This is a genomic window from Dyadobacter sp., from assembly GCF_017744695.1.
GTDB lineage: Bacteria > Bacteroidota > Bacteroidia > Cytophagales > Spirosomataceae > Dyadobacter.
In genome coordinates this window covers 40681-54566 of sequence record NZ_JAGIAS010000002.1, presented here as the reverse complement: position 1 = coordinate 54566, position 13886 = coordinate 40681, and the positions used below count along the sequence as shown (strand labels likewise).

Here is a 13886-nt window from a genome sequence, read left to right as displayed (position 1 = left end):
TGCTCACCAAAGATTAGCATTTAGGTTTGTAAGATAGATAAGAAACAATCGGAAAGGGCGTCGCTGATAAGTGGCGTCCTTTTTTGTTTGCTCAAAGGCATAATTTTTGTCGGCGATAGTACAAAGCTCCGGCTTTGTACATACTATTCGCAGGCCTCTGGCCGGTCAGATGTGTACTGCCGCCTTGCGGTAAAGACCGGCCGGAGGCCTGCGAATAATAGGCACGAAGCCGGAGCTTCGCGCCATAACAATAAAAGAAACTTCAAAAACGATGAAAAGGACGTTGCAAATAGCCAACATCATTGCATTGATCGTGACCGTGGTGGTCAACTACCTCTCGAATACCGGTATTTTCAACAATAGTACCATGGCCAGCGTCTCGGCACAGTACCAGAATTTCTTCACGCCATCGGGTTATGCATTCTCCATCTGGGGCGTGATTTACCTGTTGCTGACGGCATTCGTGATTTACCAGACGCGCGGTGTTTCCGGCTACCGGGAAGCGCCTGCAGTGGTGGAAAAGATCGGCTGGCTGTTTGTGATCTCCTGTGCCGCCAACTCGGCCTGGGTACTGGCCTGGTTGTATGATTTCACCGGTTTATCGGTATTTATAATGGTCGGGCTACTCGCTTCGTTGTGGCTGATCATCGTCCATACCCGCATGGGAACGGACGTCATACCGATAAAAAAAAATCGACTAAGATGGTACGAAGGTGACCTTCGTGCGCGCTACTCGCAGGCCTCTGGCCGGCCAATTATGCGATGCAGCTTTTCGGTACTGACCGGCCAGAGGCCTGCGAATGGAGCGTGCAAAGCAGGAGCTTTGCACCGGCGTATCCGGGCTTTCCTTTTTCAGCTTCATCAAAGCCGCATTGAATTCCCGGAATTTCGTAGCAGTAAGTGAATTTTTCTGAAATGCATGGCTTGATCAGGTTGTCGTAGCTTCACACCATCCTCCCCTTCCTCCATTCTCCTTTTCCCTAAATGTAACCAATAATATAACAATTACAGGAATATTTTATCCAAAACATTCCTACCTCAACGCCGCAGAATCACGCGCGACAACTATTCCAAGATTTTAATCCCTTTTTAACCTCCTTTTAACATAGAGTTAAGGATGAAGTGCGGTTTTTGTATGCGTATAAGAGCCGCACACCTACGAAAAGAACAATTTGCAAACCCCGCGCCATATAAACAGCGCCTAAACGCATGCTCATTTTCAAAGACTTGGAATAATAACACCCATTAAGGCCGCTCCCGTGCGGCTTCAAATTATACAAAAGACTCAATAGCGACACGTTAAGATGATCAAAGAATTGCTGAAATATCTCCTGCCCCTGTGCATTCTCCTGGTGGACGGATACAGCAATATGTATGCGGGTTCGCAGGAGGCTTGCAATTCCCCTATTCAGATCCTCGCGCAATCGGAACACCCGAATTTTGTACAGGCTTTCGATGACAGCAAGCCGGCATTTCGTCTGCCGGATGCAGCCCGGAAGTTTGCCGAATTCGTTCGGACGATTTCCGAAGAAAAGGAAGAAGATTCCAGCGAGTCGTTCTCTCTGAAAAAATCACCACGCGCCGGCGGCATTCTTGCAGCCGCATTTGCTTCGCGCCAGCTTTTCCCCTTTTACAGCATCGCCACGGCCCAACCTATCCGACGGTTCGGGTCATTTAATTCCTCTCGCCGATATCTGAGGCTTCGCGTACTCAGAATTTGATCCCGCTCAACGGCAGGCTATCTACGGCCTGTCCATACGGTCGTCGTGGCGCCCATCTCCCCCGGTAGCTCACGGCTGCTTGCAATGTGCCTCAGGCACGCCCATAACGAACAGTAACTATCAAAAATTCAAATTAGCTAACTCCAAAAATCATCATGAAAAGAATTCTCATGCTCGTGAGCTTGGGTGCATTGTTGTATCAGACAGGCTGTACATCCAAACACGAAGAAGAAAAAGAAGAAGCGGTTAACTATTCAGTAACAAGCCCCTTACAAAAAGACACCACCATCACAAAAGAGTATGTGAGCCAGATCCGGGCGATCAGCCACATCGAGCTTCGTGCATTGGAAAGAGGTTATTTGCAAAAAATATATGTGGATGAAGGTCAGTTGGTGAAAAAAGGCCAGCTCATGTTCCAGATCATGCCACTGGTGTACCAGGCCGAGCAACAAAAGGCACAAGCGGAAGCCAACTTCGCCGAAATCGAATACAAAAACACCAAGGCGCTGGCCGATAGCAATGTAGTTTCCAAAAACGAGCTCGCATTGGCCAAAGCCAAACTCGACAAAGCGAAAGCGGAACTGGGACTCGCGCAAACCCACCTTGGATTTACCGAAATCCGCGCACCGTTCAGTGGTATCATGGACCATTTCCAGGTACGGCTCGGTAGCCTCGTCGACGAAGGTGATCTGCTCACAACCCTGTCCGACAACAGTGAAATGTGGGTTTACTTCAACGTTCCGGAAGCCGAATACCTGAACTACAAATCGGGTGAAGATAGCGGTAACCTGCTGAAAGTAAAACTCAAAATGGCCAACGAAAAGATCTTCGATCATACCGGAGCAGTGAAAACCATCGAGGCCGATTTCAACAACGAAACAGGTAACATCGCATTCCGTGCCACATTCCCGAATCCGAAAGGCTTGCTGCGCCACGGCGAAACAGGTAACGTACAGATCAGCGTGCCGCTTAAAAATGCGTTGCTGATCCCGCAGAAAGCGACTTTCGAGGTTTTGGAAAAGAAATACTGCTACGTGATCGACAAAGATGGCAAAGTACAGTCACGCGAGATCACGATCGGTGCCGAATTGCCGCACATTTTCGCGGTTTCTCACGGTCTTCAAAAGGACGACAAAATATTGCTGGAAGGATTGCGCCAGGTACGCGAAAACCAGAAGATCAGCTACAAGTTCCAGAAGCCCGATTCGGTTATCTCTCACCTAAGCCTGTACGCGGAATAATCAGGTCCGAAAGCAAAAGATATGTTTAATCAATTCATACGACGACCTGTATTCGCGATTGTGATATCGGTCATGATAGTCTTTATCGGTATACTGGCTATCAAGAAACTGCCTATCTCGCAGTTCCCGGACATTGCTCCTACCACTGTTAACATCTTTATCGCCTACCCGGGATCAAGTGCCGACGTGTTGGTAAAATCCACGCTCATTACCCTGGAACAGGCTATTAACGGTGTTCAGGATATGCGTTATATTGCTACCGACGCCACCAGTGCGGGAGAAGCTACACTAAGGATCATCTTCGAGCCCGGTACCGACCCTAACGACGCCGTTATCAGGGTGAAAACAAGGGTTGACCAGGTAATGCCGCTCCTCCCCGAACTCGTTCAGCGTGAAGGGGTAATTATCACGCCCATCCAGCCGAGTATGTTGATGTACGTCAACCTGTACTCCAAGACCAAGAGCATCGACGAGAAATTCCTCTTCAACTACGCTACCGTTAAAATGATCCCTGAAATCCAGCGGACCAAAGGGGTAGCGCGGGCGCAGATCCTCGGTAGCCGCCGTTACGCGATGCGCGTATGGCTCAATCCTGAGCGTATGCGTGCGTATAGCATTTCGGTAGAAGAAGTAATGAAGTCGCTGGCTGAACAAAGTATCATCGGTCGCCCGGGCCGTATCGGACAAAGCTCCGGTATCGCCGCGCAGTCATTGGAATACGTATTGACTTACAAGGGCCGGTACAGTGAACCGAAGGAGTATGAAGACATCATCATCCGCGCCAACAAGGAAGGTGAAAGCATTCACTTGAAAGATATCGCGAAAGTGGAGCTGGGTAGTGAATTCTTCGATATTTACTCCAACCTGGACGGCAAGGCCTCCGCGGCGATCGTTTTGCGCCAGAACTATGGTAGTAACGCGAGCGACGTGATCGAGGAAGTGAAGAAAAAGCTCGATGTAATGAAGGCCTCCTTCCCTCCCGGCATCGACTACAAGATCAGCTACGACGTTTCCCAGTTCCTCGACGCGTCTATCGAGCAGGTAATCGACACCCTGCGCGATGCATTTATCCTCGTGGCATTGGTAGTATTCCTCTTCCTGGGCGACTGGCGCTCAACCCTGATCCCGATCCTCGCGGTTCCGGTATCATTGGTCGGGGCATTCTTTGTAATCCAGGGTTTCGGGCTATCGATCAACCTGATCACCCTCTTTGCATTGGTATTGGCGATCGGTATTGTGGTCGATGACGCGATTGTCGTCGTCGAGGCCGTCCATGCCAAGTTTGAAGAGGAACCCGGGATAACGCCTTACAATGCCGTGAAAAAGGTATTGGCCGAAATCAGCGGTGCGATCATCGCGATCACGGCGGTAATGGTGTCGGTATTCGTTCCGATCTCGTTCATGTCGGGTCCTGTGGGTACATTCTACCGCCAGTTCTCCATTACTATGGCCAGCTCCATCGTTATCTCGGCATTGATCGCCTTGACGCTTACACCGGTATTGTGTGCGATGCTTTTGAAGAGCCACCATGGCCACCCGAGAAAGAAATCCATTATGGATAAGGGGATCGATGCATTTAACCGTGGCTTTGAGAAACTTACCGGTCGCTATGTTGCATTGCTGAACCGCATTGTAGCCCGCCGCTTAGTGACATTCCTCGTCCTGGGTCTGTTCTGTTTCGGTATTTACTGGGCCAACTCGATCGTACCGGCAGGTTTTATCCCTAACGAAGACCAGAGTACGATCTACGCGATTATCCAGACACCTCCGGGATCTACGCTGGAAAAAACCAATGAAGTATCGCGTCGTCTGCAAAAGATTTGCGAGGAAGTGGAAGGTATCGAATCGGTATCATCCCTGGCAGGTTACGAGATCATGACCGAAGGCCGCGGTTCCAATGCGGGTACCTGTTTGATCAACCTTAAACCATGGCACGAGCGCGAGCAGAATGTGAAAGAGATCATGGAAGAGCTCGAACACGCTTCCAAAGGCCTTGGCGCGACGGTCGAATTCTTCGAACCACCGGCGATTCCAGGTTTTGGTACATCCGGCGGTTTCTCGATGCGTTTGCTCGACAAAAACACCGATACCGATTACCAGGAGTTTGACAAGATCAACAAACAATTCCTCGAAGATCTCGGCAAACGCAAAGAGCTGACCGGTTTGTTCACCTTCTTCGCGGCAAACTATCCGCAGTACGAACTGGAAATCGACAACAAACTGGCCATGCAGAAAGGCGTATCGATCGGAAAAGCGATGGATAACCTCAACATCATGATCGGTAGTACTTACGAGCAGGGTTTCATCAAGTTCAACCAGTTCTTTAAAGTATACGTACAATCCGATCCGAAGTACAGAAGGCTCCCTTCCGATCTTTTGAATCTCTTCGTGAAAAACGAAGCGGGCGAAATGGTGCCTTACTCGGCATTCATGAAGCTTAAAAAAGGACAGGGACCTAACGAGATCACGCGTTTCAACCTCTATAACTCTGCGGCGATCCAGGGACTTCCTGCGAAAGGCTACACCACGGCGGAAGCCATCGCGGCGATCCGTGAAGTAGCAGGCAAAACGCTTCCAAAAGGATACGATATCGCATTTGAAGGTCTTTCTTACGACGAATCGATCCGCGGAAACGAATCGGTAGTGGTATTCGCGATCGTACTGGCGTTCGTGTACCTGGTACTGGCAGCACAGTACGAAAGCTTCATCATTCCGCTCGCGGTAGTATTGTCGCTGCCTGTCGGGGTGTTCGGATCTTTCCTGATGCTGAAACTGATGGGCCTCGAAAACAACATCTATGCGCAGATTGGTCTGATCATGCTTGTGGGTCTTCTCGGTAAGAACGCCGTATTGATCGTGGAATTCGCGGTGCAGAAGCGCGCCGAAGGAGCCACTATCCTGGCAGCTGCCATCGAAGGTGCGAGAGTACGTTTCCGTCCGATCCTGATGACGTCGTTCGCATTCGTGGCCGGTCTGATCCCGTTGATCATGGCTACCGGTGCCGGCGCGATCGGTAACCGCACCATCGGCTCCTCCGCAATGGGTGGTATGTTGTTCGGTACGGTCTTCGGGGTCATCATCATCCCGGGCTTGTATTACATATTCGCCAAACTGGCTGATGGCAGAAAACTGATCCGCGACGAAGAAGACAGCCCGCTGTCCGAAGGATTCGTTCACGCCATTGACGCTTTCCCAACATCAGAAGATAAAGACGAACATGCGAAATAAGAAAATATTGAATTGGGCAGGCATCGCGTTCATCGGGTTGACCTACCAGGCCTGTAACATCCCGACGCTGCCCCAGAAAACGGAAAACCGCGCGGTACCTGTGAGCTTCAACGGCTCACAGGATTCCACCAACACAGGTAAGGTGAGCTGGAAAACGTTTTTCACAGATCCCAACCTGAATGCGCTGATCGACACGGCATTCAAAAACAACCAGGAGCTGAATATCACCATGCAGGAAATCGCGATCTCGCAAAACGAGATCCAGGCCCGCAAAGGGGAATACCTGCCATTCATAGGCCTGCGCGGCGGTGCTGGCGTGGAGAAAGCGGCGCGCTACACCAATATCGGTGCCAGCGAAGCGACGACAGATATCAAACCAGGCAAAGAAACGCCTGATCCGCTGCCGGACGTAAACATCGCGGCAGTGGCACGCTGGGAAGTCGATATCTGGCACAAGCTGCGTAATGCGAAAAAAGCAGCTGCGACGCGGTATTTGTCTTCCATTGAAGGTAAAAACTTCATGATGACCAACCTCGCAGCTGAAATCGCGAACTCCTATTACGAACTGCTTGCGCTGGATACGCAGCTGGCCATTATCCGCCAGAACATCGACATCCAGAACAATGCGTTGAAGATCGTGCGGATGGAGAAAGAAGCAACCCGCGTGACCGAACTCGCCGTGCGCAGGTTCGAAGCGCAGGTGCTCAAAACGCAAAACCTGCAATACGGTATTCAGCAGCAGATCATCGAAACTGAAAACCGGATCAACTTCCTCGTCGGACGTTACCCGCAGCCGGTACAGCGCAGCAGCCAGGGCTTCGAAAACCTCGTTCCAAACGTGGTACAGTCCGGTATCCCTTCGCAGCTGCTTTCAAACCGGCCGGATATCAAGCAGGCAGAACTCGACCTGGAAGCTGCCAAAATCGATGTGACCGTAGCCCGTGCCAACTTCTATCCTTCATTGGGATTGTCGGCGAGCCTGGGTTTCCAGGCGTTCAGCCCGATTTACCTCGCCCGCGTACCTGAGTCGATCATGGGATCGCTCATCGGCGACCTGGCCGGGCCGGTGATCAACCGTTACGCGATCCGCGCGGGTTATGCCAATGCAAATGCACGTCAGATCCAGGCCATTTACAACTACGAGCGTACGGTTTTGAATGCGTACATCGAAGTCGTCAACCAGCTTTCGAATATCAACAACCTCGAAAAGAGCTTCGACCTGAAAACGAAAGAAGTGGAAGCGCTGAATCAGTCGACTACCATTTCAAACCGCTTGTTTGCTTCGGCCCGTGCGGATTACATGGAAGTATTGCTGACCCAGCGCGACGCACTGGAGTCGAAATTTGAACTGATCGAAACCAAAATGCGCCAAATGAATGCCATGGTGAATATTTACCGGGCACTCGGAGGCGGATGGAATTGATAGATTAACTAGGATGTGGTTTTTTGTAAAGATTCCCCTGGCCTTCGGGGGAATCTTTATTTTTTGCAGGTAATTCCACCACAAAATCAGCTTATTACGGGGATTTGAGTGAAGTAACCATTTGTACCAACCTAATCCTTTTTTCTATGAGCCTGAAAAATTACCTGACCTTTGCCCTGCTAACCCTCACCTGCCTGGAACTACAAGCAAAAGACTACCGCACTTCGCTTTTCGGCATCCATTCCGACGGAATTACCCTCAATACCCGCTCCATTCAATACGCGATCGACTTCATTTCACAGAACGGCGGCGGCAGGCTGGTGTTCAATGTGGGACGTTACCTCACCGGTTCCATCCATTTGAAATCCAATGTGACCCTGCATTTGGAAGAAGGCGCCGTGCTGCTCGGCTCGCTGAACCCGTGGGATTATGATAAAAAAGTATGGACAGCCATTGTTTTCGCACACGATCAGCAGAATATCGGCATCACCGGCCAGGGCGTGATCGAGGGGCGCGGCCGCTACATTGCCCGGAATATCGTGGATATGATCCATAAGGGACTGATCAAAGATCTCTTCCGCCAGGACCGCCCCGAAGCCGAAACCCGGCCCGTACTCGCGTACATCCGCAACTGTGAGAATGTGAATATCAAAGGCGTAACGATGCAGAACTCGTCGAGCTGGGTGCAGATTTACGACCAATGCAAAAATGTAGCCATCGATAGTATCACCGTCGACAGCAAAGCCTACTGGAACAACGACGGCATCGACATTGTCGATTGCGACGGCGTTACGATCACCAACTCATTCATCGACTCCGACGACGACGGCATTTGCCTCAAATCGCACGACGCTTCCAAAGTTTGCAAGAATGTACTGGTCAGAAATTGCACCATCCGGTCCAGTGCCAACGGGATCAAGTTCGGCACAGCCTCGTACGGTGGTTTCAGCAATGTTAAAATTTACAATGTAAAAATCTTCGATACCTACCGCTCGGCGGTGACGCTGGCGGCCGTGGACGGCGGTTTTGTCGAAAATGTAATTGTAGATAGTTTAAAGGCCTACAATACCGGTAATGCGATCTTTTTGCGCATTGGAGAAAGGATTAAAGGGAAGAAAGGGAGGATGGAGAATGTGAGTATTTCCAATATGTATGTCGAAGTACCGGCCACTAAACCGGATGCCGGCTACGAATACGAAGGGCCTGTCGAAGACATGCCGCGCAATATTTCGCCCTCCTCGATCGTGGGCATGCCAGATGCCCTCATTACGAATGTGACCCTTAAAAATATCGAGATCAAACATCCCGGCGGCGGCAATCCGATGTACGCCAAAATAGGGCTGGATGAACTGGACAAAGTGCCGGAGAAGCCCACATTCTACCCCGAGTTCTCGATGTTCGACGAGCTTCCCGCATGGGGGCTATACGTGCGCCACGCGAAGGACATCAAAATCAGCAACCTTACTTTGACCTGCGAAAAGAAAGACTACCGCACTGCCATCGTCACCGACGACCTTCACGGCGCAACTTTTGAAGGTATCAAAGTGACACAACCGGGCGTCGCTACGTCGGGCGTCGCCACGCCGGGCGTCGCTAAAAACTACGTTCACACCTACAAATCGACGGGCATCGTGCAAAAGAAATGAAACTTGCTTCGCGGGATATGCTTTTGAAAATAACAGCCTTTGTCATGATTGTCGCGGTAGGCGCGGCCGGATATGCACTCAACGCAATGCGCTGGCTGCCGTGGCAAAAGCCGGTTTTCGAAACGGCACCGCCGGCCAATTGCGTATCCGCAACGGGCAAGGCCATTTTGGTCTTTTCCAAAACAAATGGCTACCGGCACGCATCCATCGAAGCAGGTATAAAGGCGATCAAGGAGGCCGGACGGAAACGTGGCTGGGAAGTGGTAGCGACCGAAAATGGCGGGTATTTCAATGAAGTGTGCTTGAAATCCTACCGCGCCGTTGTTTTCCTCTCTCCTACCGGCGATTTCCTCACCGACGAGCAACAGCACGCATTTGAAAAATACATCGAAAACGGAGGCGGTTATGCGGGCATTCATTCCGCCTCCGATTGCGAATACGACTGGGATTGGTACGGAACGCTACTCGGTACCCGGTTCAGGAACCACACTTTTTTGCCCTACCCTATTCCAAAGGCCGAAATCGTGACCGAACCAGGATCACATCCGGCCATTGACGGTCTGCCCGCACGCTGGTCGAAAAAAGACGAATGGTACAACTTCCGCGAGAGCGTGCGCGGGAAGCCCGGTTTTCAGGTATTGCTGACGGTGGATGAAAGCAGTTATCCGGCATTCTGGCCCAAAGCCATGCGTGGCGATCATCCCATTGCCTGGGCGCGGCCTATCGGCAAAGGAAGGATGTTCTATACGGCTATCGGCCACAATGCATCCACTTACAGCGATCCCACCGCTATGAAACACATCATGGGCGGGATCGCCTGGGCGGCGGCTGTACATAACGAGTACGCGCAGTGAAGTATGTTATTTCAAAACGACTTCTCCATCCCGTTCCGCTGAACGCACGCCCGGCAAGGCGTCGGAACGCTCACCGATCACCAAGGCAGCCCCGGTAATAGCCGTAGCAGTGACGATAATATCAAACAAAACACTCACTGTTACGGCAATAGGCTCCGAGACACCCAGCAGCGCCGAGCCGCGTAGGTACACCAGCTCCCGCACGCCTATTCCGCCGATACTCAGCGGGAACACGGTGGCAATGGACGACAACAGGAATAGCAATGCATAGTCGGCCCAATGGCTGGTTTCACCCATGGAGTAAAGCAGGAAACCGGTACAGATGATCTGAAAAACCTGGGTACCAAAAGACAGCAGCAATACCCGGCCCACCACGGGGATAATGCGCGGCAGCCACTTTTTGGCACTCCACCAGAGTATTCCCGCAGCGGGTAATGCCAATGCGGGAATGGTGGCAATGAGCATATTGTCGTAAAACCGGGTCATGCCGATGATGCCGGCCAGGAGTCCCAGCATGACAAAGCCGACAATGCGGTCCCAGAGCAGTATTCGGGTGAGCAACATCGTACCTTGTGCCGGGAAATGCTGTTTCAAACGAAGGAGCTTGTAGGCATCCCCGCCAAGCCCGCCAGGCAGAAACATACCGTAAAACATGCTGATCCAATGCAAATGCAACCCGCCGTAATGCGACAGCCCTACCGCGTGCGCTTGCAGGATGGTAGTGAGCCGCACTGCTGCGGTAATGCGGGAAGCCAGGTAAGGCACAAACGCCAAGACCAGCAGCAATTTATCGGCCTTGTCAATGGCATGCGATACACTTTCCAGGTCGATGCGGCTAAAAACCCACCCAAGGAGCGCTACCGTGATGGAAAATTTCAGCAGCCATTTCAGGTATTTCATCATGCGTCAGTCTCTTTTCAAATGCACAAGACCGATTTTTCTACATGCTTCCAGGCGGGTTTGGGGATTGATAAAACCGGTTTTCAATTTGGTTGTGTCAAAATCGAGGTAATGGTACGCCTCACGCGCATGTAACCCTCCCGCTTGTTGCAATGCAAATATCTCGTCGATTGGCCCCACTACCCAGAAATCCTTCCGGGATACCAGCGCCGCCGAATCGGCCTCGGTGTAAAAATACCCGGAATAGTAATTCAGCGTGGGACTTTCCCAGTTCATGACGTAAATATTGTTTTCTTCCAGCCCGATGTCCTTGATTTTACCGGCAATATGTTGGCCAGCCTGGTACCTTTGCAGCTCATAATAGAAGCTGCCGTTCATGAGCACGTTCACCAGCACCGAAGCACTCAGCGAAATGCCGATCAGGCGATACGGCCAGCCTTTGGTCACACGCCATTCGTAGAATACCAGGTACAGCGCCGGCACGACAAGCAAAACAATCGCATAGGCTTTTACCGGAAACAAGTACAGGTTGATCAAAAGCCCCAGCAGGATCATCACCACTGCCACGAACTTCTGCATGCCATTGAGCACCTTACTTTCCGTACTTTCGGCCTTCACTTTTTCCAACTCGCCGGCAATGAGGATCGCGAAGAACGGGAACAGGATATTGAGATAATGCGGTAAGCGGAAATTGGAAGCCGAGAGAATACTGAACATCACCACGATCGTAGTCCAGCTGAGTATCTCGCCATTTTTTTCAGGAGAAAACCTTCTTTTAACCAACTCAAACCCTCTTCTGAAAACGGCCCAGTAACCGAGCAAACACCAGGGCAAAAGCGCCCACAGCAGGGAATGAAAGAAAAGGAAGGGGTCGTTGCCGCCGGAGCTGCCCCAGTTTACGCCATTGAGCCGCTCGGTATTTTGGTGAAAAAGGATAAATGCGACGCCGGAAGTGCGGCTTATTCCACGAATGACTTTCCCGGGGTGAAGGTCGTACTGCAAATAGTAGGAATACAACACCGGGCTGATAAACACGAAGAAAAGCGGTATCGCCCAGATCCATTTCAGCGAAAACAGGAACCGCCAGTTGCGGGTATAAAGCAGCTGCGAACCAACGGCAATCACCGGCACCGCCGCCCCGGACATGCCCTTCGTCGAAAACGACAATGCCAGCACGGCCGTTCCGGCGATCAGCATTACCGGTTTTAGTGTTACAGTGTATTCGTAAAGCAGCCAGGTGGCCGTAATGATGAACGAAAGCAGCAATGCGTCCATCCGCACATCGTTATGGGCGAGAATGTAGGCCTGGGTGGATACCAGGATCAGCACCGCATGCATTCCCGCCTGCCGGCCGTAAAGCCTCGCAGCCAGCCGGAATGTGGCGTAAATGCCCGGGATCGCCAGCAACAGGCTCGGCAACTTGTACGACAATGTGCCTATCCCAAGGAGCATGTCCCCCAATGCGGAAAGCCAGAAAAGCATATGCGGCTTGTCGAGATAGTCGCGGCCGCGGTCGATGAGGCTCACGTAATCGCCTGTAAGGTGCATATGCATACCTATGAGCGCGTGGTGCGCGCTGTCGTTGTCGAAAAGTGGCAGCAGCAGCCCCAGGATGTAAATCGAAAGGATAAGTCCGGCATAGAGGTACCGGATGTAAAGCGGATGTGTTTGCATAAAAATCTCAGGATCTAACAGGTTCGCCCGTTCTGCGCTCCTGTTTGGGTGTGTGCCCATTCCGGGTAGCTGGTTCGGCCGGCCTTTCGATTATCTCCCGGATGGTATAAGGTGTTTTGCCGGAGCCCTCATAGTAGCTGCGCATGAGCATTTCGGCGATCAGCCCCATCAGCACAATCACGACGCCGGTCAGCGCCAGCGCTATGCCCGCCAGCGTTCCGGTGGTTCCAGAAAACAGGTGCACCACCTGCCAGAGCAACAACAATATCCCGGCGGCCAGGAAAGCGCCGCCCAGCGCCCCGAAAAGGTGCATCGGCTTCCTCATCCACCGCTGCATGTAAACCATCAGGAGTAAATCGCCCAGTACCCGCGTGGTGCGGCCGAGGCCATACTTGGATTTCCCGAAGCGCCGCTTGTGGTGACGTACAGGCACTTCCGTCATGCGGGCGCCGGTGATATTGCCCAATACGGGAATAAACCGGTGCAGTTCTCCGTATAGCCCGAGGCGTTCGGCCGCTTCCCGTCGGAACACTTTCAGCGTACAGCCGTAGTCGCGCAGATGTACGCCGGTAAGGTTGCGGATCATGGCATTGGCCATTCGGCTGGGCAGTTTGCGAAGCAGCCATCCATCAAGGCGGTTGGCGCGATAGCCGGCAACAATGTCCCAATGGCCGCTGCGGGCGTGTTCGAGCATGAGGGGAATATCCGCCGGGTCGTTCTGAAGGTCGCCGTCGAGGGTAACGATATATTCCCCCGAAGCGTGGGCAATGCCTGCGGCCATGGCGTTGGTCTGCCCGAAGTTGCGTGTCATGACAATGACCTTTAAACGCTCGTCGCTGGCCTGCTTCAACATTTTTACGGTATTGTCCGTGGAGCCATCGTCGACCGCAACGACCTCGTAATCGAAGTTTTTCAGGGTATCATGCACCGCTACGAGCAGATGGGGCACGTTTTCCTGCTCATTATAAAGTGGAATGACTACTGAAATCTGGTAAGCGTGTTTCTTCCGTATTTCAGGAAACAAATCATACGATGCGTGTAAATCGAAAAATCCTTCCATTCTAATCGAAACGATGTGGTTGTTGATGTGAACGGACGTCGGGGTCCTGTCCCCGGAAACAAAGGATTCTCTACGATTGGTTTACACTAATAACACTCCTAATAATTTGATAACAAACAACTTATATATGATGTGAATA

10 protein-coding genes are annotated in these 13886 nt (G+C 51.7%); 7 read left to right on the top strand and 3 right to left on the bottom strand.

What is annotated here, in order from left to right; genetic code table 11:
• The first annotated feature begins 271 nt into the window (after positions 1 to 271).
• The 7 genes from J7619_RS07855 to J7619_RS07825 all read left to right on the top strand — a co-directional run bounded on the left by J7619_RS07855 (position 272) and on the right by J7619_RS07825 (position 10113).
• Positions 272 to 904, top strand: coding sequence for a TspO/MBR family protein (locus J7619_RS07855; protein ID WP_291196666.1), 633 nt, complete (start codon positions 272 to 274; stop codon positions 902 to 904).
• A gap of 400 nt (positions 905 to 1304) precedes the next feature.
• On the top strand, positions 1305 to 1721 hold the full coding sequence (locus tag J7619_RS07850; protein WP_291196664.1) for a hypothetical protein: 417 nt from the start codon (positions 1305 to 1307) through the stop codon (positions 1719 to 1721).
• Between the two features lie 155 nt (positions 1722 to 1876).
• Positions 1877 to 2962 (top strand): efflux RND transporter periplasmic adaptor subunit, encoded by a 1086-nt coding sequence (locus tag J7619_RS07845; protein ID WP_291196662.1) that lies wholly within the window; start codon positions 1877 to 1879, stop codon positions 2960 to 2962.
• Positions 2963 to 2983: 21 nt separating this feature from the next.
• A complete protein-coding gene (locus tag J7619_RS07840; protein WP_291196660.1) occupies positions 2984 to 6190 on the top strand; it encodes an efflux RND transporter permease subunit in 3207 nt (1068 codons plus the stop codon).
• Positions 6180 to 7613, top strand: a complete 1434-nt coding sequence (locus J7619_RS07835; RefSeq protein WP_291196658.1) for a TolC family protein — start codon at positions 6180 to 6182, stop codon at positions 7611 to 7613. Before J7619_RS07840 ends, J7619_RS07835 begins: the two co-directional genes overlap by 11 nt.
• A gap of 146 nt (positions 7614 to 7759) precedes the next feature.
• Positions 7760 to 9259, top strand: a complete 1500-nt coding sequence (locus tag J7619_RS07830) for a glycoside hydrolase family 28 protein (RefSeq protein WP_291196655.1) — start codon at positions 7760 to 7762, stop codon at positions 9257 to 9259.
• On the top strand, positions 9256 to 10113 hold the full coding sequence (locus tag J7619_RS07825; RefSeq protein WP_291196652.1) for a ThuA domain-containing protein: 858 nt from the start codon (positions 9256 to 9258) through the stop codon (positions 10111 to 10113). The genes J7619_RS07830 and J7619_RS07825 overlap by 4 nt, the downstream gene beginning before the upstream one ends.
• 6 nt (positions 10114 to 10119) lie before the next feature.
• Here the strand turns inward: J7619_RS07825 and J7619_RS07820 are convergent, their stop codons facing one another.
• From J7619_RS07820 to J7619_RS07810, 3 genes are read right to left on the bottom strand one after another with little or no spacing between them, the layout of a single operon-like run.
• Complete coding sequence (locus tag J7619_RS07820) at positions 10120 to 11016, bottom strand: lysylphosphatidylglycerol synthase transmembrane domain-containing protein (RefSeq protein WP_291196650.1); 897 nt, start codon at positions 11014 to 11016, stop codon at positions 10120 to 10122.
• A gap of 3 nt (positions 11017 to 11019) precedes the next feature.
• Complete coding sequence (locus tag J7619_RS07815) at positions 11020 to 12747, bottom strand: glycosyltransferase family 39 protein (RefSeq protein ID WP_291196647.1); 1728 nt, start codon at positions 12745 to 12747, stop codon at positions 11020 to 11022.
• Positions 12695 to 13747 (bottom strand): glycosyltransferase family 2 protein, encoded by a 1053-nt coding sequence (locus J7619_RS07810; protein WP_291196644.1) that lies wholly within the window; start codon positions 13745 to 13747, stop codon positions 12695 to 12697. The genes J7619_RS07815 and J7619_RS07810 overlap by 53 nt, the downstream gene beginning before the upstream one ends.
• Between the last annotated feature and the right edge of the window lie 139 nt (positions 13748 to 13886).

What these genes read in the sequence shown, in the direction of transcription:
- J7619_RS07855 (WP_291196666.1), top strand. Translation starts at nt 272, where the DNA reads ATGAAAAGGACGTTGCAAATAGCCAACATCATTGCATTGATCGTGACC.
- J7619_RS07850 (WP_291196664.1), top strand. Translation starts at nt 1,305, where the DNA reads ATGATCAAAGAATTGCTGAAATATCTCCTGCCCCTGTGCATTCTCCTG.
- J7619_RS07845 (WP_291196662.1), top strand. Translation starts at nt 1,877, where the DNA reads ATGAAAAGAATTCTCATGCTCGTGAGCTTGGGTGCATTGTTGTATCAG.
- J7619_RS07840 (WP_291196660.1), top strand. Translation starts at nt 2,984, where the DNA reads ATGTTTAATCAATTCATACGACGACCTGTATTCGCGATTGTGATATCG.
- J7619_RS07835 (WP_291196658.1), top strand. Translation starts at nt 6,180, where the DNA reads ATGCGAAATAAGAAAATATTGAATTGGGCAGGCATCGCGTTCATCGGG.
- J7619_RS07830 (WP_291196655.1), top strand. Translation starts at nt 7,760, where the DNA reads ATGAGCCTGAAAAATTACCTGACCTTTGCCCTGCTAACCCTCACCTGC.
- J7619_RS07825 (WP_291196652.1), top strand. Translation starts at nt 9,256, where the DNA reads ATGAAACTTGCTTCGCGGGATATGCTTTTGAAAATAACAGCCTTTGTC.
- J7619_RS07820 (WP_291196650.1), bottom strand. Translation starts at nt 11,016, where the DNA reads ATGATGAAATACCTGAAATGGCTGCTGAAATTTTCCATCACGGTAGCG.
- J7619_RS07815 (WP_291196647.1), bottom strand. Translation starts at nt 12,747, where the DNA reads ATGGGCACACACCCAAACAGGAGCGCAGAACGGGCGAACCTGTTAGAT.
- J7619_RS07810 (WP_291196644.1), bottom strand. Translation starts at nt 13,747, where the DNA reads ATGGAAGGATTTTTCGATTTACACGCATCGTATGATTTGTTTCCTGAA.